The 24,012-nt window shown below is 46.0% G+C and carries 14 protein-coding genes and 1 pseudogene; 9 read left to right on the forward strand and 6 right to left on the reverse strand.

Features of this window, described 5'->3' with window-relative positions; all coding sequences use genetic code 11:
• Positions 1-6 precede the first annotated feature (6 nt).
• Positions 7-1,230 (forward strand): MFS transporter, encoded by a 1,224-nt coding sequence (locus HGP28_RS16130; protein WP_168837504.1) that lies wholly within the window; start codon positions 7-9, stop codon positions 1,228-1,230.
• Here HGP28_RS16130 and HGP28_RS16135 read toward each other — a convergent pair.
• The 4 genes from HGP28_RS16135 to cyaB all read right to left on the reverse strand — a co-directional run bounded on the left by HGP28_RS16135 (position 1,227) and on the right by cyaB (position 3,872).
• Positions 1,227-1,784 (reverse strand): GNAT family N-acetyltransferase, encoded by a 558-nt coding sequence (locus tag HGP28_RS16135; RefSeq protein WP_168837505.1) that lies wholly within the window; start codon positions 1,782-1,784, stop codon positions 1,227-1,229. The genes HGP28_RS16130 and HGP28_RS16135 overlap by 4 nt on opposite strands.
• Positions 1,785-1,863: 79 nt before the next feature.
• Complete coding sequence (locus tag HGP28_RS16140) at positions 1,864-2,736, reverse strand: pirin family protein (RefSeq protein WP_168837506.1); 873 nt, start codon at positions 2,734-2,736, stop codon at positions 1,864-1,866.
• A 182-nt stretch (positions 2,737-2,918) separates the two neighbouring features.
• Positions 2,919-3,140: a DUF7661 family protein gene (locus HGP28_RS16145; RefSeq protein ID WP_168837507.1), complete on the reverse strand. Its 222-nt coding sequence runs from the start codon at positions 3,138-3,140 to the stop codon at positions 2,919-2,921.
• Between the two features lie 171 nt (positions 3,141-3,311).
• Positions 3,312-3,872, reverse strand: coding sequence for a class IV adenylate cyclase (cyaB, locus tag HGP28_RS16150; RefSeq protein ID WP_168837508.1), 561 nt, complete (start codon positions 3,870-3,872; stop codon positions 3,312-3,314).
• Positions 3,873-4,417: 545 nt separating this feature from the next.
• On the opposite strand from cyaB, the gene HGP28_RS16155 reads away from it, so the two are divergent.
• The 7 genes and pseudogenes from HGP28_RS16155 to HGP28_RS16185 all read left to right on the forward strand — a co-directional run bounded on the left by HGP28_RS16155 (position 4,418) and on the right by HGP28_RS16185 (position 16,249).
• Positions 4,418-5,830, forward strand: a complete 1,413-nt coding sequence (locus tag HGP28_RS16155; protein ID WP_168837509.1) for an endonuclease/exonuclease/phosphatase family protein — start codon at positions 4,418-4,420, stop codon at positions 5,828-5,830.
• Between the two features lie 1,149 nt (positions 5,831-6,979).
• Positions 6,980-8,110, forward strand: coding sequence for a beta-aspartyl-peptidase (gene iadA / locus HGP28_RS16160; RefSeq protein ID WP_168837510.1), 1,131 nt, complete (start codon positions 6,980-6,982; stop codon positions 8,108-8,110).
• A gap of 109 nt (positions 8,111-8,219) precedes the next feature.
• On the forward strand, positions 8,220-9,701 hold the full coding sequence (locus HGP28_RS16165) for a YfcC family protein (RefSeq protein WP_168837511.1): 1,482 nt from the start codon (positions 8,220-8,222) through the stop codon (positions 9,699-9,701).
• 200 nt (positions 9,702-9,901) lie between these two features.
• A pseudogene (locus HGP28_RS16170) lies at positions 9,902-11,025 on the forward strand (cytochrome-c peroxidase).
• Positions 11,012-13,471, forward strand: a complete 2,460-nt coding sequence (locus HGP28_RS16175; RefSeq protein WP_168837512.1) for an ATP-binding protein — start codon at positions 11,012-11,014, stop codon at positions 13,469-13,471. Before HGP28_RS16170 ends, HGP28_RS16175 begins: the two are co-directional and overlap by 14 nt.
• A 5-nt stretch (positions 13,472-13,476) precedes the next feature.
• Entirely contained in the window at positions 13,477-15,384 is a 1,908-nt protein-coding gene (locus tag HGP28_RS16180) for a response regulator (protein ID WP_168837513.1), read from the forward strand.
• 55 nt (positions 15,385-15,439) lie between these two features.
• Positions 15,440-16,249, forward strand: coding sequence for a hypothetical protein (locus HGP28_RS16185; protein ID WP_168837514.1), 810 nt, complete (start codon positions 15,440-15,442; stop codon positions 16,247-16,249).
• 217 nt (positions 16,250-16,466) lie between these two features.
• Here HGP28_RS16185 and HGP28_RS16190 read toward each other — a convergent pair whose 3' ends face one another.
• Both HGP28_RS16190 and HGP28_RS16195 read right to left on the reverse strand, forming a co-directional pair.
• A complete protein-coding gene (locus HGP28_RS16190) occupies positions 16,467-16,895 on the reverse strand; it encodes a hypothetical protein (RefSeq protein WP_168837515.1) in 429 nt (142 codons plus the stop codon).
• Positions 16,896-17,104: 209 nt separating this feature from the next.
• Positions 17,105-22,360 (reverse strand): tandem-95 repeat protein, encoded by a 5,256-nt coding sequence (locus tag HGP28_RS16195; protein WP_168837516.1) that lies wholly within the window; start codon positions 22,358-22,360, stop codon positions 17,105-17,107.
• Between the two features lie 300 nt (positions 22,361-22,660).
• Between HGP28_RS16195 and HGP28_RS16200 the strand changes: the two genes are divergently transcribed.
• Complete coding sequence (locus HGP28_RS16200; RefSeq protein WP_168837517.1) at positions 22,661-24,010, forward strand: HlyD family type I secretion periplasmic adaptor subunit; 1,350 nt, start codon at positions 22,661-22,663, stop codon at positions 24,008-24,010.
• The last annotated feature ends 2 nt before the right edge of the window (positions 24,011-24,012 follow it).

Consider the following 24,012-nt stretch of genomic DNA (forward strand, 5'->3'; position numbering starts at 1 on the left):
AATTTCATGAGTATTTTCCGTTTTCCACCGCTGGTTTGGCTGGGTATTGGTATTTTGATTGTCTGCCTGGGGATTCGCCAGTCGTTTGGCATTTTCATGATGCCGATTTCAGACACCTTTGGCACGGGTCGAGAGTTCTTTGCCTTGGCAATTGCCCTACAAAACCTGCTATTTGGCGTGTTTCAACCCTTTGTTGGTATCGCAGCCGATCGCTATGGTTCCAAGCGCATTATTATCGTTGGTGCGATAGCGTATGCTTTGGGACTCATTTTGACCTCAATCGCCACCGAACCAAGTGTGCTTTATCTGTCGCTTGGCGTGTTGGTTGGACTTGGGCTTAGCTGCACTAGCTATGTGATTATCCTTGGCGCGGTTGCCAAAGTTGTTCCGCCACAACATGCCGCTAAAGCGTTTGGTTTAACCACCGCAGCCGGTTCGTTTGGTATGTTTGCGATGATCCCAGGCGCTCAAGCACTGCTTGTCCATTTTGGTTGGCAAGACGCGCTTTTGGTTTTTGGTCTTCTGTGCTCATTAATGATAGGTTTCGCCCTATTTATGCGTGGCAATCAAAACGGTGCCATGACGCAAACAGCGACTGCACAAGCAATGCCAGAGCAAACGCTAAAACAAGCGCTCGGTGAAGCATTTCGCCACAAAGGCTACTGGCTAATCCACATGGGATTCTTTGTTTGCGGTTTTCACGTTATGTTTATCGCAACGCATTTACCCAGTTATTTGGCCGACAAAGCGCTTGCCGCGGAAACCGCAGCAATGGCTCTGGCCTATGTGGGCATATTCAATATCTTTGGCTCGTACTTTTGGGGCGTCATGGGGGATAAATTTAGTAAGCGACACGTCATGTCAGCGCTCTATCTTTTCCGTACTGCGGTAATAGCAGGCTTTGTTACGCTGCCAGTGACTGAAAACAGCGCAGCTATCTTTGGCGCAGCGATTGGATTTTGTTGGCTTGGTACTGTGCCGCTTACCTCAGGTTTGGTTCGCCAAATCTTTGGCGCGCGTTATCTATCCACCCTATATGGCTTGGTCTTTTTCACGCACCAAGTAGGCAGCTTCCTGGGTGCCTGGTTTGGCGGTCGAATTTACGATTACTACGGCTCTTATGAACCCATTTGGTGGTCAACGGTGGTGCTTGCGTTTATTGCTGCTTTGATTCACCTGCCCATTAATGACAAGCCCATTGAGCGAGCGGTCGCTCCTGCAATAGCCTAACGAGATAGAAACTCCTGCTGGGTTAATCTATCGCCGTAACGCGCGACCCACTCCTCACGCAGCACCCCATAACGAAGGGAGTCATAATAGACTCCCTCAAAATAACGCACTTTACGCAATCGTCCTTCTAAAGTCATTCCAAGCTTAGAGGCGCACGCCATCATTCGAGGGTTGCCTGACCAAGTGGTTAATCCGATGCGTGCAATAGCCCGCTGCTGAGCAAATAGATGGCTTATCCAGCTAATGAGCGCTTGATAACCGACGCCTTGTTGCCAATAACTCGAGTCGTAAATGGCAATCCCAACCTCAAGCCAGCGCGTTGAATGACACTCCCAATAGCGCGTAACAATACCAATCGGCCGCTGGTCAACCACGATAAGCTGCATCTCATCACCCACCACCAGCTTACTAAACATGCCGCGGCGAAACTCACGCAGGCTTGGCGCAACAAAAGGCACATAAGGCGCATCAAATTGTTTCCAACTCATATCCGAAAGCATCAATTGGTAAATGCAATCTGCCTCTTCTCGTCTCGCCGCGCGCAGTTCAATCATCGCTCTCTCCTTGCTGCATGACCTTCAAAAACTATTGCCCTAATGTCTTGTACTACGACGCAGCGTTAATTTCACGAAGTTAAGTTGGTTCTTTCGCACTCGTCACTGCATATTGTTCAAATTTTCCTGTTTGGTAATCATTCACCGCTTGCTCAATTTCGTCTAGGCTATTCATCACAAAAGGACCATGATGAACGATTGGTTCATTGATTGGTTGACCAGCAAGTAATAAGGCACCACTTATCATATTTGATTCTATTTGAATTACATCACCAACGGAAAACTGCGCCAACTGTCCAACTTTAGCCGATTTTCCATCAATTGAAATTTCACCCTGATATACATAGAGCAGCACGTTAAACTCGTTTGGTAATGTCAGTGTTATCAGCTCATCTTTTGCACCATTCCAATCTAGCACGGTCGCCTCAACGCCGCTTTGTCGCAAACCTGTTTGATACTGCTCACCAGCAATCGTAACACTGCCGGTGAGAAGGCGCATGGTCCCTTGCTGAGTAACGGTTCGTTCTACTATTTGGTCGCTGGGCAACTCAAAGTAGTGTGCAGGCTGCTTTTTATTGCGCGCTGGTTGGTTGATCCAGATCTGAAATCCATGCAACGCCCCTCTATCCATCATGGGCATTTCACTGTGTATGACACCACGGCCAGCCGCCATCCATTGTGCGCCGCCAGCTTTAAGTTCACCAACGTTACCCATAGAATCACGATGTTGGAAATGCCCTTCTAACATATAGGTTAAGGTTTCAATTCCACGGTGAGGATGAGGAGGGAAACCACCAATATAATCATCCCTATGAGTAGACTTAAACTCATCAATCATTAGAAAAGGTGAAAACGCAGTATCGTTAAAGCCAGGTATTCGATGTATTTTAACGCCAGCGCCATCGGAAGCCGGGTGCGCGTTGATTAACTTGGTGATATGACGTGTTTTCATTGTTCACTCCTTAGATTGATGATGCCGTGTGAGTTTCAATACGTTTCTCATTAGGATTTATCAGGTTAATCATTCGAGATAACTTATCGATTAAACCTAGGTTAGATCATGAAGTGAACAAATAGACCCTATGAAATGTGACCATCTCATTCAGTAAAATTGAATGAGATGGGGTGCAGACATCACACCCTAAATTCGACCACCTTAGGATGACGTGGCGTAGCCATCTCATGATAAATGTCATCAAGATATTGGACGAGTTTCGATTCACAAAGATCTGATGGGATCACCACATCATAAATTCGTGATCGCATCCCTACTTCGGAAATGGAAAACAGTTGCCATTCATCATAGTGCCGCACTACTACCATGCGCTTACCAAATACATTGAAATTTTTGGTCATAATTTACCTATACCCAAACAACTTGAAGATGCAGGTAGGCGACCAGCGAACAAAGCCTCTGAGCATAGATAACTATGTGATGAGGTTTGTGAGTGCCCGTCAACACCACTGCAACTTCAAGTAGGACGGGTATATGTTGCCTCTACGCCCGCATGTCTGTTTTCGTTCTTATCACTCAAAACGTGACTGATAAGCGTGCTGTAACGCTTTATATGACGAGAGTTCTCGATCGTTTTCAGTCAAACCAAATTGTTTCGCCAATTCGACCAACGCCTTCCGATAGTCCTCGAGACGCGATTCATCATCCGTCATGATCGCAAATTCTGCGAACTCACCGATCCCTTCAAGCGAATCTAAAGTAATGTGAAACTCACCAAGGAAATAAATGCTACGCGTTTTTTGCGCAGTCATAACCAATTGATACCCCATTGTCTCCAACATCGAACGCGCACTAAGGGCATCGCTGATATTCACCGCCTGACAACGGTCAGGTTCTGGCCCCTTAACAATCCAAAGTAAAATACCCGATGGCTGCATTTGGCGAATAACGATACTTTTATTTTGCTCCCTCAGCGCAAATGATGGACTATCAAAATGCCAATCGGTTTCAAGATTATTTTCAACCATAACCTCATAGGGAAAACGTTGAAGCACAGCAAGAAAGTCGTTTTTTGAGGTGAGGCGATACTTTAATTCAACTTCAAATCGCCCTTTAAAATGGTCTTGGCTCACATCTATCACTCTAATTAATTCAATATTTCATCGTCACCTCAAGATGCGTGATTCATCCAGAGTGACTGGTACCCAAACAGCTTGGAAAAACGCTGCAATTTCAAGTGGGCTGGTCTCTCAGTGTACTCTTAACCACTGCCACTTTGTAGTACACAGGTCTCATTCAGCCACTCACTAATACGGGCCGTTTTATACCCAAACAACTTGGCGTTGCAAATAGGCGGCAAACGAGCAAAGCCTCTGCGCACTTCGTGAACAAAGACGAACTATCTGATGAGGCCATATATGGCTAACTCCCTAATTTTTAATCAAAAAGTTCTGCAACTTCAATTGGAAAGGGTGTAGTAACACCTTTGATGCGAGGTACTAGGCTACCTGCCTAGAATTATTTAGATATGTGAACGTAGCTAATGATTCGTTACAGAAAGTTTTATAAAAATGATTCCTTTTTAAGCAAACGATTCCAGCAAACGTTTACATTACCTCTTTTTATAAATTATCATGCGACGCCCTTAATGGATGGGCGGTTTGTATTTGAGATATTTATGAAAACAAAACTTTTAGCAACCCTAATCGCTTCTGCCCTTTTAGTGGGTTGTAACTCTAACGATGCTGAGCAAACGCCTGAACAGGTAAAATTCGCCTCATTTAACGTCTCTTTTGCCCATGACGGTGGCGCCACAGCCGACTACGATCAAAGCTATGATCAATGGGTTCAATACATGAGCTATACCCTTGATCAGCAAAATGAATTTATCGCGGAATGGAAAGAAAATAATAACGAAGGTGTCAATAATGGCTACCCGAATGAAAACATTGCTGAGCGCATCATTCAAATTCGTAATATTGCCGCTATCATTCAAAAAAATCGCCCTGATGTTCTGCTACTGACCGAATTCAATAACGATGGCACCGGCAGCGATTACGCCGCACTCCAAGGCTTCCAGAAGAACTATCTATCAGTGCCGCAAAGTTTAAATAGTGTCGACGGTGGTGACCTACTAGAACCAATCCATTACCCATTTGTGCAAAACTACGCGACCAATACGGGCCTGCACTCAGAGATGGATCTGAATAACGATGGCAAAATTGAGCCAAGCAATCCAGACGATGCCATGGGATTTGGTTTCTACCATGGTCACTACGCCTTTGCATTGATGTCAAAATATGAAATCGACACAGCAAACACGCGTACCTTCCAACACTTTAAGCGCAAAGATCTGCCAGGTGCGGTGAACCCAGAAATCAACGTATGTGATGGTTCAAAAGAGATCCCTGAAGGCATGGCGTGTGGTGATACTTGGTTTAGCGCTGATGAATGGAATGTCATTCCTATGTCGTCAAAAAACCACGTTGATGCACCTATCATCATTCCTAACAAAGACGGTAACAAAGTGATTCACGCTCTGTTGGCTCACCCAACACCAATGGGCTTTAACACGGTAAGTGATAACAACAAACACCGCAACAGCGACGAGAACCGTTTCTGGCACGAATACATCAAGGGTGGCGAAACCATCTATGATGATGCTGGCACACAAGGTGGCTTTACTGGTGAAAGTTTTGTCATCATGGGTGATTTGAACGCCGATGCAGAATTTGGCGATGCCACCGATGCGCGCTTTGACGGCGTTTATGAATTGATGAACGACTCACGCGTTCATCAAGCGGTTGCACACGTTGGCCATGAATTTACACCAGAATCTACTGGCGCGGTTGCTGAAAACAACGACAAAGGCCACCCATACCCAGAAGCGCGCACCGCAGTGTTTGGCAGCCGCGTTGACTACGCAGTCCCTTCTGCCGACCTTGAAGTATTGAATACAGGTGTTTACTGGCAAGCAGAAAATGAAGAAGGCCGCTTACTGTTTAACGACTCTCGTATTGGTAAGTACGGTAACAGTAAAGAAGTTTCATCTGATCACCGCTTTGTTTGGTCAACGGTTAAAGTGAACTAAGTATACCCAAACGACTTGAAGTTGCAGGTAGGTGGCAAATGCGCAAAACCTCTAAACATAGGCAAACTATGTGATGAGATTTGCGGAAGCCAACCCCTGACTTTGTAATGCAAAGCCCTGCAGCTTCAATTAGAAAGGATATTGCAATACAACCACAAAGTTTGTAGTTGTTTCATTCAGTGCCCACTTGGGCACTGAATTTACGACACTCCTCACAAAGACCATCCACCTTCCTAACGTGAGCAAAGCCACAAATTACAAAGTTAACATACGCTTTGAATTATGCACTTTATGTGAATTTATAGCACATTATATTGCGCCACAACCCCATCATCACTATATAATTATTCACCTAACTTCACCCGTTACTTTCTAAAATCATTAAGATCAGACAAATAAGCAGATTGATTTATTGTTCAAGTTACATAATATAGAATCATTGTCATGATTAGGTGCTGCAAATGCATATTCAAATCCAAAATAAATTTGATTATAAACAAGCAATTTGCTGCGCTTTCTCTACTATTACGGCAGTTACCGTAATCGGATTCTATAAATTAACTCGTCATGCACTCAGTGAATGGTGCAACGAGTAGCCCTCCTCTCCTAAGAAATCGATATGATTTATCGGTACGATATTTCACCGAACGCTATTTTATCTAAACAATACAAATAGACTGATGAGTTGCAACAAATCCGTCGCCTGAACCCAAATAACTTGGAATTACGGGTAAGTTACAGATAAGTGGCAAGCCAGCAAAGCCTTCTAGCATGAACGACTATGTGATGAGCTTTGCGCTAGCGAACCCTTTACGTTGCCCCCCGCACCGCAGTTTCAAGTAGTAAGGGAATATGTATCGTTAAGTTATACAGCGTAAGAATATTGTTACCCAATTTTAATTATCGATATATCAGAATAAGCCAAGTTTTTCCCTCTCTTTGGTTATGACACGTAACCAAAGAAGGGAAATAAGATTAATTAACTTCGCTTAAATCAACATGCCTAATATATTGACATGATAACGAGTATTTTCATTAGACATGCCACTCATCTTAAGCAGTCATGGGGAATGCTCATTACACTAGTCGAATAATAATTGGGTATACACTATCACAGCGATCCTTTCGCTCATTTTTGAGGGCGTTGCAATGCTGCGCATCATTAAAAATGTTCAGGTGTTTACACCAGAACCTCATTCACTGTGTGATGTTGTCATTACTGATAAACGAGTGCATTCTTTGAAGCCTATAAATAGCACTCACCCACCTTACGCTGATATCTACGATGGCAAAGGCGCATATTTAGTCCCTGGATTTATTGATGTATTAACTCATATTGTTGGTGGCGGCGGCGAAGGTGGGTTTGGTAATCGAACTCTCGAAATAACAGCGCAAGAGATGCTGCGCGCTGGCGTCACAACCGCGGTTGGCGCACTTGGTACCGATGCTGTCACACGTTCGCTTGCCAATTTGCTTGGAAAAAGTCGAGAACTGCAAGCTAAAGGCATAAGTTGCTATTTCTATTCTGGATCTTACCACTTGCCGCTTCGCACTCTTACCCCGTCACTTGAAGAAGATCTGATTTACATACCTGAAATATTAGGCGTTGGTGAGTTAGCTTTATCAGATCACCGAGGTTCCGTGGTTCACTTTGATGACCTACTTCATATCGGTCGTACAGTGCGCACCTCGGCCAATCTTGCAGGCAAAAAAGGCATCGTTTTTTGCCATCTTGGTGATGGCAAAGAAGAATTATCTTTACTCACTCAAATCATTGAACAAACGGAAATAACGGCCGAATATTTCCTTCCAACCCACATCAATCGCAACCCCAACCTCTTCCAAACAGGTCTCAATTTCGCATTGGACGGTGGCTACATTGATTTTACGACCAGTACCAATGCCGGGTTAATTGAAGATGGTGAAGTACCATCCCCACAAGCGTTGCAGCGTGCATTAAACGCTGGTGTTCATATTAATCACATCACGTTTAGCTCGGATGCGAATGCCAGTCTGCCGAGATTTTCCGCTTCGGGTGAGGTAATCGGCGTTGACAGTGGCCGCATTAGTTCACTATTTGAAGCCGTTCGTAATGCGGTTTTATCTTGTGATATTCCGCTTGAAATCGCGTTGCGCTGTATCACGAGCAACCCTGCAGCACGTTTAGGATTACCCCATAAAGGCCATATCGAATACGGATTCGATGCCGATTTTGTTCTTCTTGACCCCAACTCACTTGAAATTCAACAAGTTTGGAGCCAAGGCATCGCTCGAATCTAGCAGCTTCGCTTTTGCGGAGCGTATTAGCCGTGCTTAACGCATTGAAAGAAAAATGTCTTTCTGCATAGCAAGCGCAAGGTCCATTTTATTGCAAATAGGAAGCAAATATATGAGTACACACTCTGTGACACAATCGGCCAAAGCCACTAAGAAATGGCAGTTTAAAATGCCCACCGTCTACACCTTGCTATTTTTTATCACAGCCTTAGTCGTCGTCCTTACATGGTTTGTTCCTGCGGGAAAATACGATTATCGCACCGCCAATTCCAATGTACTTATTGAAGGATCTGAGGTTGCCAATTACGCAGGAGGAGAACGTTTATTACCCATTCCTGGTTCCTACACCGAACTGGAAAGTAACCCACAGAACGTCATTGATCTGCTCGCAGCTCCTTTGACTGGGTTTAGTGAAGCAAGCTCGATTATTCTTTTCGTTTTAATGATCGGTGGTTTTTTAAGCGTCACCATCAAATCTGGCGCGATGGATGCAGCGGTTTATGCTATATCGCAACGCTTTGCTGGCCGAGAGCAGTGGCTGATCCCGATTTTAATATTTATTCTTGCGGTAGGCGGAACGACTTACGGAATGAGTGAGGAAACCGTCAGTCTATGGGTGATCCTATTGCCGTTTTTTATCGCCGCAGGCTACGACCGACTCGTCGTTGCCGGTATGATTCTACTTGGCAGTGGCATAGGTGTCGCGACCAGTACCGTTAACCCCTTTGCTACTGGTGTAGCATCGCGTTTTGCGGAAATTCAACTCGGTGACGGTATTTTACTACGCTTGTTTACATTCGCCGTTTTTTACCTTATCACCTGCGTTTTTATCATGAGATACGCAGCAAAAGTAAAAGCAAATCCCAAGCATTCGCTTCTTGCAGACATTACTTTTAATGACCAATTTTCTCAAACGCCGAAAGCCATAGAGTTCACGGGCCGCCATCGTTTAACTATGACGGTGTTTTTTGGTGCTTTTGCATTGATGATTTACGGTGTTGTGCCATGGGAAGATATTGGTGTCACCTTTGTTCCTGCTTTAAATTGGTGGTTACAAGAAATCTCTATCGTCTATCTCACCGCGGCGATTATTATCGGCTTGATTAATCGCATGTCTGAAAGTGAATTTGTCTCCACGTTCGTTGCTGGCTGTAAAGATATGATGGGCGTTGCGATGGTGATTGCCGTTGCAAAAGGCATCAATGTCGTAATGAACGACGCTAACATCACGGACACCATACTGAGCTGGGCAGAGAGTGCTGTCGTTGGTTTAGACAGCGGCGTTTTTGCTGTGACCAGCTATCTCGCGCATCTTGTTTTAGCGTTTTTCATTCCTTCAAGTTCTGGCTTAGCTACTGTTTCTATGCCTTTGATGGGCCCGATGAGCGACTTTGCTGGAGTGAACCGCGACATTGTCGTCACCACCTATCAACTGGGCTCCGGATGGATAAATCTGTTTGCACCAACCGCCGCAACCGTCGTCGCTGGGCTTGCAATGGCTAATATCCCTTATGGTCGCTTCTTTAAATGGGTGATTCCATACATTAGCGCAGTATTCATCGGTTCATGTGTGATTTTATATATCGCTGCATAAGTTTTATCTTCTCTTTCTCAGCGCACTTAGCCATTGAGTTAACGTGCGCTGCCTCTTCTCTGTCTCAACCCCACTCGCAACAATCAGACTGGCTCAAATGCTTTACCTTTTAACATTATGCAACTAAGTTAGTAATAGTCATATTCGGAACGCAGTTCTGAACAAGGAATGGTGATAAGCGCAAAACTGGATGTGATGCGATGAAAAATAAACTTTGGTTTACCGCTGGCGCAGTTGTAACAGTGCTCTCAATTGGCCTATTGGTTTTTGAAACTGTGATGACATCTCCTGATTCACATCACAACGTATCTGCTCATCATGAGCACAGCGATACAGGTCACGACCATGATGCACATCGCCTCTCAGATACTGAGCCCCTTCTCAGTCAGCAAGCCCAGTCACAAGCGCCAACGCGCCTTGCTGCCGTCAATCATAGCGACATTTCCCCAATCCCAACTCAACTGAACATTGACCGCAATTTAGCCAAAATAGGCTGGGTGTTATTTCGAGATCCCAACCTCTCTTCCAATAAAGCTGTGAGCTGCGAAACTTGTCATCAACTGCAAACCAATGGCGCTGAACATATAGAAGTGTCAACGGGGGTGAAAGGCAAAGGATTTCGTAACTCTTTAACCGTCTATAATACTGCGTTCAATTACCGTTTTTTCTGGGATGGACGAGTCAATAACTTACACGACCAATTAGATGGGCCGATTCATAACGTGGTCGAGATGGATTCAAACTGGCCTCAAGTCGAAACCTATGTAAAACGTTCGCAGCATTACAACGACCTATTTGACAAAGCTGATATCGTTATTTCCACCGAAACCATTAAACACGCGCTGGTGGAATTTATGACCAGTTTAACCACGCCACACTCACCCTTTGATCGCTACTTGCTTGGCGATGAAACCGCAATGACTGAGCAGCAAATTCGTGGCTGGAATACCTTTCAAGATCAAGGGTGCGCGCGATGTCACCGTGGCACCAATATCGGTGGAGGCATGGTGATCAATTTCGGTTTTTTTGGTGATGACACTCGCGGTGCCAATCGCTCAACCGATACCGGACGCCACATGAATACGGGCAAGCGTGAAGATTTGTTCCTATTTCGTGTCGCCAGCTTACGCAACGTTGCTGACACCGCGCCTTACTTTCACGATGGCCGAACCCAAACCCTCGAAGAAGCCGTTTCTATCATGGCGAAAAGTCAATTGGGGCGCAGTTTTTCCCCAGAAACCGTACAAGATATCAAAGCCTTCTCACCGCGCTCTCAGCTCCGCGCCCAGCCATATTGAAGGAGCTCGAAGATGGACAGAACTAGACTCTTATTTAGCATATCTGCATTACTATGCCTCAGTATCATAGCGGCGATGACCTTGCTTTACGCCGAATACAAACGTATTTCTGAATATCGCGCCATGGTGACTGAGGTTGGCCATGAGGTGATTGAAATACGCGACGCTGTGACACTTTATGAAATAAGTACTCAAACCGATCCCTATCACCTTACCCGCACCTTAGTGGCACTAGAGCACCAAGCACAAGCCATTATGCAAGAGTTCGAAGCACGTCAAAATATTGGTCTGTATAAAATGGAGACTTTTATTCAACTTGACTTATTTACCAAATCACTAATCAAAATCACCGATGCACTTGATAACGTCATTGGCATTATTATTGTCAAAGAATCTTTACTTGAGTCGGTTTCTCATCAGCTCAATGTGTTAAACACCAATGACAATAGCGCGGCAAGAGCCCTGCTCATCGATGGTATTGAGTTCTTTGTCGATGAAAGCTCCGAGTTTGGTGCCAGCATTCAAACCTTTCAGCGCGTCGAGCAGCAAAAACAGCGCCTTTTTACACTGCTGCTTTCTCATGAAAATATGGCGTTTGTCGAGAACTCCGAAAAAGCGATGACAGAACTGGCTTCTCACGTTCGCAATAATATGATTCAACTGTTATTTGCTTTTATTTTGGTGGTTTCCGTTACCATAGTCATTACTTACTTGATGCGGGTAAGTGAGCTCAAACGAAACAACGCCAGTTATCAGGAAGCCATCGAACGAACAGAGCGGGCTAACCAAGCCAAATCACTGTTTCTTGCTACCATGAGTCATGAACTGCGCACTCCCATGAACGGCGTGCTAGGGCTGGCTCAGATTATTCAAGAGGACGCTAAAGAGCCTCAAATTCAAGAGCACGCAGCGATGATCATGACCTCAGGTCAACATCTGGTGACGTTACTCAACGACATTTTGGACTTTTCAAAAGTTGAGCAAGGCAAAATGGTTTTGGAATGCAAATCTTTTGCTCTGTCAGACATACTCATTCCGCTGCAAAACTCTTTAACCCCACTTGCCAAAGAAAAAGGAATCCGCTTTGAGATTTGCAATCAGCTCGACGAACGTGCTCGTCTGATTGGTGATGCTTCACGTTTGCGCCAAGTTTTGTTCAATCTTGCGGGTAATGCGATCAAGTTCACCACTGAGGGTAATGTCAAAGTAGCCGTCGAGCCCTTATCGCATCATGAAACTCAACGTGAACTGCATCAAGGCATCAAAATTGTGGTATCTGATACCGGGATAGGGATTGAAAAAGACAAATTAACCGGTATTTTCACCCCATTTGAACAAGCAGAGCTGTCAACCACTCGGCGTTTTGGCGGCACTGGGCTGGGGCTTTCCATCGTTAAACAGATAACTGAGCTAATGGGCGGAACTATCACTGTGTTCAGCCAACCCGGCATCGGGTCGCAGTTTACTCTTACCCTTCCGATTGCGATGGAAATGTTTGAAACCAGACCCACTAAAGCAGAGCAACCATTCAATCAGGCGCTCGAATTATCGACGCCAAAAGAGGTAAACACGCCAATACCAAACCATACGCTGCCTATCGCTGCGGAGCGCAATACTACGCCCCAAACGCCCATTGCATTGGCTCAAAACGCGTTGTCGGTAAAAACCGCCTCAATTGATATTCTTCTCGTGGATGACAACCGAGTTAACGCAGCGGTTGCTGAGCGTTTTCTTCACTCTCTCGGTCACAACATCACATTAGCCACCGATGGACATCAAGCACTGACCATTTTAAATGAGCGGCGATTTAACCTGATTATTATGGATAATCACATGCCCAATCTTGGTGGCATCGAAACCATTCGCAGGTTACGCCAAGAGCTCAATATCAGCACTGTGGTGTTTGCCTATACTGCAGATGTGTTTCAACAAGCCCACGATGAATTTCTGCAAGCTGGCGCTAACTTTGTGCTCACCAAACCGCTGCAAAAGGTGAGCTTGGAAAATGCCATCGCGCAATTTATTGACCAAATCACCGATACCGACTCTTTTGCACGCGCGAATAATGTTGTTCCACTCGTGCGCTACCCTGTGACCCAATTGCCAATGACGGAAGAAGAAATATCGTCAAGCAGCTTACTCAATGACGAAGAGATGAGCTTTGAAGAAACGGTGGATTTGCTGCGCTCACTCCAATCCGAATTTGATGAAAAAACCGACGCATTTTTCAGCGCTTACACCGAAGAAGATGCCAATGCGTTATATCGTGTGCTTCACTCAATCAAAGGCACTGCGCTTGAGTTTGGTATGCGTGAAATGGTGCGCCTTACTCAACATATTGAGCAAGAGGCCTATTCCGGTGACATTCCAAATGTCGAGACACTGCAAAAGCTCATTAACCGCATGCTGGTCAATAGCCATCAAGCGCAACGCGTCATTCACAAACTCAATCAACAACGCGAAACGGGATAAGACCCATGCAAACACACTTACCCCATGCGCTAAAAGAGCATCTGATATTGGCGCTGATTGCTGGGGCCATTTTTACTATCGACCTCAATATTCCGCTCGGTGTCGCCGCTGGGGTTCCCTATATCACGGTGATTTTAGTCTCCTTGTTGTCGAAAAATCAGTCGACCACCTTTATCTGGGCTATTGTCTGCACCCTACTGACGTTGACTGGTTACTACTTATCGCCATTGGGCAGCGACACCTGGAAAGTGACTTCTAACCGAGGTCTGGCGATTTATGCAATTTGGGCGGTCGCGATTGTGTCGCTGATTTTACTTGAGCGCACAAAGAAAATGATGACGCTAACCTCCGAACTGCAGCTGTCTGAATTTCGCGCCACCTTAGGTCAAGTAGCCGAGTACGCAAGCGATGCGGTGATCATCTCCGACGCAAACGGGCTGGTGATCTGGGTCAACAAAGCGTTTACCGATATTTCTGGCTATACCTTAGACGAGGTAGTGGGGAAAAAACCGGGTAATTTATTGCAAGGTAAAGGGACTCAACTTGACGATATTAGACGTTTATCGGAAGCTATAAAACAAGGGCAAAAAATTGAATTAGAGATCCTTAACTACCATAAAAATGGCACGCCCTATTGGCTCGATTTATCAATCAACCCCATTTACGAACAAGGAAAACTAGTTCGGTTTGTTGCGGTTGAACGGGATATCACCAAGCGTAAAGAGTTAGAGCACCGATTGGTGGAACAAGCCAGCCAAGCAATTCACACCACAGACGTGAAATCGCAGCTGATTACCTCAATGAACCAACAGCTTAAAGAGCCTATTAGCACCCTTCTCGACATCACCAAGCAATTAACATTAGCAAAAGAGAGCCACCACACCATGGTGACTCACTGTTATCGCGTGGCGCTGGCGCTAAAATACAGTGTTGAGAATGCCACCACTTTGTCGCAACTCGATCTCAATAACCTAAGCGCCAGCCCAAGCCAAATTTCGCTTACAAACAGCATGGATTTAACACGTGAAGCTGCGACCCAATTAGCACTGCGTGACCAAATCCACTTTGAACTGATAAACCGTTACTCGCCTAACTGCGAACTGGTGTGCGATTTTGCCCAATTACTGCCCATAATCCATTTCTTCTTATTCGATGCAATGACTCAAGCAGCGCGTCGAGAACTCCTCATGAACGTTGAGCCTCAGCGTCACAATGGCATCGAGATAATTGAAGTGACCATCCAATATGATGATAATGGCGCCCATTACCAGGCACTGGTTAATCCACCGCTCAGTATGCCATCAAATAAGACCATGGGTAGTGCGGCCGCAGGTGCGAGCCAAACGTTGATTGGCACATCCGTTGGCGCAGGGATTGCTCGCCAAGCGTTAGCAAAATTTGGCGGAGAGCTACTATGCTCTCGTCTGAGCGATCACCAGAGCGAAATTCGCATTCGTCTTCCTGCAATAGCCAAAACGCAGAAGTCACCAAGGGTAACGCCCTCAAGTAACAAGATTTTGATTGCTGAGGATAACCGCGTTAACGCGATGGTATTGACCAAGTTACTGCAATCACTCGGATTTCATGATTATGATTTAGCCGTCAATGGACAAGAAGCTGTCGAATACGCCAAAAAGCACCGCTATCTTGCCATTTTAATGGATAACCATATGCCCAAAATGACTGGAGTGGATGCGACCAAAATCATCATTTCACAATACAGCCCTGACGCCCACATTATTGCCTGCACCGCCGATACCGGTGAAGAGACTCGCGCTACCTTCTTTGAATATGGCGCGCGTGATGTCTTGTATAAACCATTAGACAAAAAAGAGCTGGCTCGCGTATTAGGGCCAGCACCAAACCAGAGCCAAAAAAACACCGACCAAGAACACGCCGTTGGGGCGAATTAATAGACTCGAACCCTATTTGAGTTATTCTAGATTCTCTAATAAAACGGTGAAAGGTATGGCGATAATGACCCCTAATACGATTACATCTTGCATCATATCGTTATTTTTTATGCTAAGCCCTGCGCTCGTACATGCGAGCTATCAATTAGGCAATTACCCGACATTACAATATGCAAAATTTGACACCCAAGGCCGAACTTTAGCCAATACAACAAACAGCATTAGCAATTCGATTGAGCAAGGTGATGCAATACCGCTAAAATTCGATAAAGAAATGCTGGCTAACCGAGCTTGGATTCTGCCCTCAAAATATTATGGTGACCAATATTGGGTTGATAAAATACTGACTCGAGATTGGGTTCGCAATATGCAAAACCTTATTACCAATTTTGTCTGTGCGGAATATCGATTTCGTCATCGGCAATATCAATCCGAAGATTGTTTTAAACAAGAATCTAGTAATATAAACGCCCAAAGAGAAGGTATGCCGTTTGTTTCAGGGCAATTTAAGCAAAACTCACTCGAAACGAATCTTGATTCTACGCATGCGCGGTTGAGTTATAAAATGTGGTTACCGAGTGGTAATTCCGTTTCACTTCAGTCTGTTTTTGGCAGTGTTCATGAACTCGGATCTTTTTTTGGTCCTTACCGACGCAATGATAATTCGCTAGTACTGACGATATATAGTCAAGTTTATCGTCTAAATCAGGATAACTTTCGTGGTGCATTGATCAATACCACGCCAAGTCACTATTTTGTTATTTTGCCTTCATCTCGAGAGCTCGCTGCCGCTCCCAACCAACAGGCTGCGGCAAAACAAGCTCTAGCACAAGCAAAACTCTTTATCCTAAATAGAGCTTATTGATCTAACCAATATACCCGTCCTAATTGAAGTTGCAGCGGTGTTGACGGGCACTCACAAACCTCATCACATAGCTTATCTATGCTCAGAGGCTTTGTTCGCTGGTCGCCTACCTGCATCTTCACGTTGTTTGGGTATCGATTTGAAATTTTAAGATTTCGTCACCCACGGAAATCTCATAAATCAACAAGGCGCCATAACGGCGCCTTGTTGATTTAGGTTACATCACACACTCTTTAACCTCTTTGGCTTGCTCAATCCCTTTTTCGATTAGCCCTTTAGCTTGCTCATTGCTGATGGTATCCATGATTTTATTCAAAAGCGCTTCTGCTGAAGAGTCCGAGGTGGCTTTCTCAAGGCAGCTGTAGGCATTAGCGATATGCTCTTGCACTTTGGTGAGCGCTTCTGGGTTACTAAAATCAGCATTGAGTGCCTCTTCCAGTGAAACAGCCAGCTCTTGCGCCGCTTCAGCGGCATCGCCAAACTGTTCATCGAGCTTTAGTGCCGATAAATCCAATTTGGTCAGCTCCTCTTGCATAGAGTCCACCGCACTGTTGGCAGCTTCTTGCGCTTTATCGACGGCTTTTGAGGCTTCTTCACACCCGGCAAGTGCCAGCAGCAGTGTTAAGGTTATAACGGTTTTTTTCATTGTTTGAACTCCACTTGAGAATACCCATGCCCAAATAGGGTGAAGACGCAGCAAAACAATCCGTAAACCAAGCCTAAAGCAAGGCTTTTAAATGCTGCGCCATCACAGAGGGCGAATACACGCTATTTTATACCAAAGTGATTGAACGTGCTGTAACACAAGTAAAACTCACCGAATCCTAACAAAGCAAAACCAAACGCGGTCACACTCTACATCAGACTTGGATCCACCTCGGTATTTTGCCCGCCGCTTTGCTCAGCACCCTCTTGCATTTCAGCATCAAAACGGGACGAATCGTCAGCCAAACCGTTTGAATCACCGCTATCATCACCGCTGTCACCTTGGTTGAGAGTTGGATCTGGCAGCCCGTTATTGGTCTGTGATGTCGATTGCATCGCATACTGTTCATCTATGGCAAAGTCAAGATTGTCTAGCGCGCCATCAATCGGCTGATCCGCATCATTAAACCCTTGCATCTCGATTTGACCACTGCCTTGGTACTCATCTGGGAAGGTCACAGAAAGTGGCGCTGAAAAATCGCCCGTCACAATATAGCTGCCATCGCCGTTATCCAGTGCATTACTCACTTCACTGCCGATGGGCAGGCCATCGAGCTCGACATAACTTAACGTCTCAGCATCGGTAATGCTCTCTGGCAAGTCAATCGCCACCGTGTCACCTGGCGCGCCGGTAATATCCGGGTCCGTGTCATCGAAAGGCGCATCGCCCTGTTGCGCGCTGCGGCTGACGGCCATTTGCGCCTCAATGATGGTTTGGTCGGTTTCACTGCCACCAGCATCGAAAGAGTCAACTTGTACGTCGAGCGTCAATGGCACGCTTTCAAGCTGACCATCAATTTCAACTTCCACCAACATATTCAGCTCGCCATCAAATGGCTCACTGGGCCAATAAATCCATTCATCATTGGGGGCAACGGCAAAATAACCCGCATCATCGGTGTCTGTCACATCGGTAACGATATCATCAGGGCCTAGCATCAGCTCTTGCAATAATTGCGCTGACGTCAGCGTCAATGAACCGTTCTCTGCTAAGGTGTATTCTTCGCTGCTGCCATTTGCCGTGCTGAGATCGTTTATCACTTCAACATGGCTGACAATCTGGTGCTCGCCATCACTGGCAATAAAACCCAGCTCCAGCTCACCGTCAAAACCTTCAGCGCGGATAAGCTGATAACTCCCATCGCCGGCAGTCTCAATAATACCTTGCCCTTTGGTGAGCGTGACGGACTCAATCATCAACTCATCGCCATCAGCATCACTGAGCGTGGCGAGCAGTTCTGCATCGCTAAACGCCAACGCTCCGTTATCATCCAGGTTTTTGGTCAATTGAGTCTCAACACTGGGTGGCACATTGGTGTAGCTTGCGCTATCAACCACAACAATGGCGCTCTGTTCATCGTAAAAGACGCCATCTCTGTCCACCACGTAAGCAAAATCCACTTGTCCAGTAAAGTCATCTGCTGGGGTAAACGTCCAACTGTTATCGCCGTTGTCGAATAATACCCCTTGCGACTTATCAACCAAATGAACGAAACGAATCGCATCGCTGGCTTCGGCATCCAAATTTTCCGCAGCGCTCAGCAAATCATCAGCGGTGAGCGTCAACGCGGTTTCAAATTCGGCAACAAAATCGCCCTCATCAACCCCATCGTCTAACGCTTGCGCCTCATCCCCATAATCAACCGTGCTTGTTGTTACCGTTAGGGCGAAATCACCGGCAAAATTTGGCGGTGGCGTGAGTTCAAGATCGGTGACATTCCACTGCGTCACATCTATGTATTGATTTACGGCGTTAATCGTCGCGGTATGCGTGCCATCGCTAACCACAAATCCAACCGGAAAGCCGGTGATCACCAGGTTGGTGAGCACTTCCGATTGGTCAAGCAAGCTCACATTAAGACACAAATGACCTGCCTCATCTTCATTGAACACCAAAGGACCTGAGTGCTCACTGCTCACCACTGCGCCATCGGCGATAGGGCGAATATAGAGCGGAATATCAAGTGCGGTCTCAAACTCGCCATCGCTAACAACCAGTTGCAACTCAGTTACCCCAGCAAAATCAGCGCTTGGAGTAAACGTCCAAGTGCCATCGCCGTTATCTTGCAGCGCTCCTTTGTCCTCATCCTGCAACAGAATTTGCGACACATTGATTGGGTTCTGCTCAACATCGGCGAAGAGATCAAGCAATTTAAACGCATCAAAGGTAAACGCTTCATCCTCGTTGGTTGCCATAAGTGCATTGCCGGTGCTAAACGGCGCGTCGTTCACAGGAATCACGTTGACATTCAGTGATCCTTGCACCGCTTCTGTGCCATCAAATACGGTATAGGTTAGCTCAACAAGACCATTAAAATTGGCCCCTGTGGTTAAGTGGTACAAGCCATCAATTAAACTGATGTTGGCGCTACCCGGCGCGCGCACACTCACATCGGTAATCGAAAGCGTGTCGCCTAAATCCACATCGCTTACTTGCTGCAAAAGATACGCAGGATCAATGGTCAGAAGATTGTCCTCTTCCCCACTGACGGTAAGCGTTGGTGCAATCGGAGCATCGTTTATCGGGTCTATCGTGAGCGTTCCTTCCACCGCAGTGGCAAGCTCACCATCAAACACCTCAAAACTAAAGGGGACATCACCGTTGAAATTGGTGGTGGGAGTAAAAGACCAAGTACCATCCCCTAAATCGGTTAACTCACCGAAACTTGGATTAATGTGGAGGTTTTGCGCGGATAACGCGTCTATTTCGGTATCGATATCACTGGCATTAGCGAGCAACATGGCTTGCGTTATAAGCAGCGATTCATCTTCGTCACTGAGCAAATTGACCGTATCACTTTGCGGCGCATCATTGACTGCCGCAAAATCAATATTGACAATATTATTGTCAGTTAGCTGACCATCACTTACCTGATATTCGAGCTCGACCTCACCGAAAAAATCAGGCTCTGGGGTAATCGTCCAAGTGTCGTTACCATTATCGGTTAACGTCGCTTTGTCTGCGTTATCCCCTACAAGGGCAAGCCCCTCAACAGAAAGCAATGGATTATCAACATCACTCGCCTGCCCCAATAGCTGAGCTTTGCTGATCACTACAGGTTCAAATGGCGCTGCTCCAGCGTCATTTTGCGTAATGTTGGGCAGTAAGGTGGTGAGGTCAATCGCGCTATCGCCCTCACGTAAGTCAAAATTCACTGTCTCGGTCAGCTCGTTACCATCAACGCCAATCGAGGTGAACACCGCTGAATCAGGCGAAGTTTGTGACACAGTCATGTTTTGCACGACATACGTGCCGTCGCCACGAACGGTTCCCAGCTCGAAATAGGCGACAGGTTGGTCGACGGTCAGGGTATAGTCGGTTTCATAGCTGTCGGGGTCTGTTTTATGGTAAGTGAGAGAGTCAATTAGCTGCCCTTCATCATCAAAGGCACGTATTTCCACTTCGGTAAAATGGCGTGATTCAGGCAAAAACCAACCGCCGAGGCCATCAAGATGAAAACTGATCTCATTGATGTCCATGCCGTCAACGCTGACGATAAGCTTCTCGCCGCTACTGAGCCCTTCTCTATCTGAATCGCCAATGCCGTGTCCGATATGGGTATTGCCATTCCACGCACCGAGTGGGCCATCGTTACTCACCGTGGTAACGGTTAAATCGCCATCGACAAACTCACGGGTATGATCATCAACTTTACGCCCCCAATCTCTTAAATTGGCCCTGTCATCAAACGTGCCAATGCGTGTTGTATGGGTGCTGTCAGCAATGGCGTTTTCATCGGCAACAAAACGCACTTCGGTATCCGCTGCGATTTCTTGACCAACGGCAAGCTCAACCCATTCGTCATCAATAAACGCTTCAACAATGCCATGCTCTGGTGCTTCATCCATGCGCAGCATAGGGTCATCACGCAACGCAACGCCAACAGACTCATCTTCGGTAGCGCTGATATTGAGCTCATCACCGGCCTCCGGCGCGTCATTCACTGGGTTGACCGTGACATCTAACGTGGTCCCTTTCGTGACCGTACCATCGCTAATATCATAGGTAAACGCGAGCGAGCCATTAAAATTTGGGCTGTGAGTAATGGTATAAGAACCATCGCCGTTTGGTGAGACCGATGCGTCGGGATCCGTTGTCTGCAAGTTACTGGCAACCAAACGATCGCCATCAATATCGCTCGCGTTCGCTATCAACTCAGCTTGCGTGATGATAAGCGTGTGGTCTTCATCAACCGTGGCGGTAATTCCATCACTGATTTCAAGCGGATCATTGACTGGGGTGACGCTAACATCAATTATCGCATCGATAGTTTCAATGCCGTCTGTAACGGAATACCCCAATTCAACTTCGCCATGAAAATTCGCATTCGGTGTGAATGTGTAAAGCCCAGTATCATGGTCAACACTAAGAGTCCCTGCATCACCCTCATAAAACACATCGACCAGTGTGACAGTGTCACCATCCACATCCTGTGCATGGTTAAGCAGCTCTTCACGAGTGAAGATCAACGTCTCGTCTTCGGCAACAGTAAACGCCTTATCCGTTGGCACAGGTGCATCGTTTATCGGATTGACTGTGAGGTTAAGGCCCGCCTCAACGCTTGTTTCTCCATCACTAACATCAAACGAAAGGACCAACTCGCCGGAAAAATCTGGGCTTGGGGTAATGATAAAAGTGCCATCGCCGTTGTCTTTTACCGTTGCATCACTTGCTGCGGTAAGATTGCTCGCGGTAAGATCATCCCCATCCACATCAGTGGCAAATTCGAGCAGTTGATCTTGGGTCAGCGTGATGGTGCCATCTTCATCGACATCAAAGGCGACATTTTGCGACACCTCAGGCGCATCATTTTGTTCCTCAATGCTGACATCAAAAGTGGTGTCATCCGAGGCAGAGTCAAATTCCTCCCCGACACGCATGGTCATATCTTTGTCGGCAATCTCTGCGCCTTCTAGTGTATTTGGCGCTTCGGGGCCAGAAGGAGAGGTCGGTGCGTTTGGCGGGGTGGCATCTTCAGCATCGGGACCACCAGAACGTAAATTCTGCGGCGGTGGCTTATTGGCATCATTTGCTTCGCGGGCACCGGCACGACCGTTATTGGCAGGCATATCGCTCAGCGGTGCGCGCGAACTACCCTCTGCTAATTCACTTTGAACCGCATTGCTTTGCGCGCCGCCACTTCGTCCGACCGCGCCACCTGCACCACCATTTTCAGCGTCTTCAGGTGAGGGAGATTCTGCCTCTTGAGATTCGCTATTGCGATTGGCTGATTGACCTTCTTGCGCCGCGGCATTTCCTGCCGCACCAGCTCCCGCAGCCGCCGCTGCGGCAGCGGTGTTGTGCTGGTTTTGCTGGCCCTGCTGAGATGAAGTACTGCCCTCTTCAGTTTCAACCTGCTCTACTGCATCATTAAGTTCATTATTTTGTGAATTGTTATTAGCCATCATTATCTCCTTGAGGAGCTCACTCATATTTATTTGAGTGAAGGTGATAGGTTTTTATTTTCAAATAATTAGCGGAAATTATTTGAACTTCGTGAGCTATTTCAAACTGACGTGAAAATAAATTTGGCGTTCTGTGGAATTTCATCCTTAGCTATAAATAACAAATTGAATGAACTCGATAAATTCAAACTATTTACCTCGTAGCGCACTATACCCAAACAACTTGAAGTTGCAGGTAGGCGGCAAACGAGCAAAGCCAGTAGAACGGGTATAAAAGAGTTGCGCTGCAAAGGATCTTGCATGAGCCAATCCAAAATAGAACATCATTTAAAAAGTGCGTTGATTTCTCATCATGACGCGATACCTAAGCATGACGACCAACGCATTATTATGGCTAGCGCCATGACGACTATGCATAAAACGTTATTTGTGTTTTTTGTTATTGTGTTAATTGCCATTATTTTTGCAGCACAGGCAAAACTTGATATTGTTGTCTCGGTGCGTGGTGAATTACTGCTCGAATCAGACGTTGAAAAAGTGCAGCATCTTGAAGGGGGTATTCTTGATGAAATGCTCGTCCGTCAGGGTGATGTGGTATTTAAAGGTCAACCTATTGCACGGCTTCGCTCTGTCGATAGAAACACACAGCTCAACACCGTTGACACTGAAATCATTCAGCTCGAACTCGATAAAATTCGCCTGCAGAGCTTAATTCATGCTCACCAGCCCGACTACAGCCGCTTTATTGAGGGCTATCCCACCCTTGTTGCCGCCAACCAGCAAGCTTGGCAACAAGAATCAGAGAAAAATCAGTCAAATGAATCCCTCATACTGCATGATATCCAGCATAAGCAGTCGCTGATTCAATCCATTACGAAAAGACGCTCAAGTGCCGCAAGGCAACTGGACTTAATTCGCCAACAACTCGAAATTAAACAAACTCTGCATCAAGAAGAGATGGCATCTCATGTCGATGTTCTCAATATGCAGGTACAAGAGTCCAATATGATTCGCGAAATCGAAAATATGGATGAAGGTTTACTCAATGAACGATTTGAATTAAGCAAACTAAAAAAACAGCACAAAGATTTAATTACCAGTCGCAATAGTGAGTATCGCGCCACATTAATGGATACTGACAATGCACTCAAACTGAAACAAATTCAAAAACCACAACATTCAGATCAAGTCGACCGTTTGCTCGTTTATGCCCCTATTGATGGCGTGGTTGATAAAGTTCATTTCAACTTTCACTCAGCCGTGATCCCACCGGGTCAGAGTATTGCCGATATTGCCCCGCTAAATAATCAATTGCACGGCGAAGCAAAAATCCCCCGTAAAGAGATGGGATTTGTCGAAGTCGGTCAGCGAGTCAAAGTCAAGTTTGATACTTATAATTTCGCCAAGTTTGGGGTGGTCGAAGGTCAAATAACTTCAATATCCCGCTCTTCTTATCAAGAAGAGGAAGAAGAGTTCTATCTTGCCGCTATTCGCATTGAGCAAAACTTTGTCGAAAACTCTGGCACTCAATACAAACTATCGCCGTACATGGAATTTACTGCGGACGTTAAAACTGGTTCACGTCGTGTGATTGAATACGCAGCAAGGCCTGTGGTGACCGCACTAAACAATGCCTTTGATGAGAGGTGATA

The organism is Vibrio agarilyticus (assembly GCF_012641465.1).
GTDB lineage: Bacteria > Pseudomonadota > Gammaproteobacteria > Enterobacterales > Vibrionaceae > Vibrio > Vibrio agarilyticus.